Source organism: Sulfuricurvum sp. IAE1, from assembly GCF_004347735.1.
Classification (GTDB): Bacteria; Campylobacterota; Campylobacteria; order Campylobacterales; family Sulfurimonadaceae; genus Sulfuricurvum.
Map to the genome: position 1 here is coordinate 1 of NZ_SLTI01000048.1, position 440 is coordinate 440.

Here is a 440-nt window from a genome sequence, read left to right on the forward strand (position 1 = left end):
ACGGTGCACTCGAAGAGGTATCGAACATCTTGAACCGTATGCGTACGCTTGCGGTACAATCATCGAATGATACGCAAAGCTCGACTTCACGCGGATTTATTCAGGATGAGATTAACGTATTGCTCGTCAACATCGAGAATATCGCTTCTCAGACCAAGTTCAACGGCCAGACGTTGCTTGACGGTTCGTTCAGCGGCAAGCTGTTCCATATCGGTGCCTACTCGGGCGAGACGGTCAGCCTTTCAATCGCGTCGGCGGATACTGCAGGTTTGGCAGTAACGGCTGGAAATGTGGGTATGTCTACCCAGGCGGATGCGGAAGACGCTATCTCTGCTATCGACGCGGCGCTCGATACGCTCAACGGTATCCGTTCACTTCTCGGGGCTACCCAGAACCAGCTGGAGTCGGTTGTTCGTAACATTTCGGTTACGCAGGTTAAC

The 440-nt window shown here is 52.7% G+C and carries 1 protein-coding gene; it reads left to right on the forward strand.

The annotated features are described in order from the left end of the window. Positions 1-440: flagellin (locus E0765_RS06985; protein ID WP_255417878.1), on the forward strand; the 440-nt coding region annotated here is incomplete at both ends.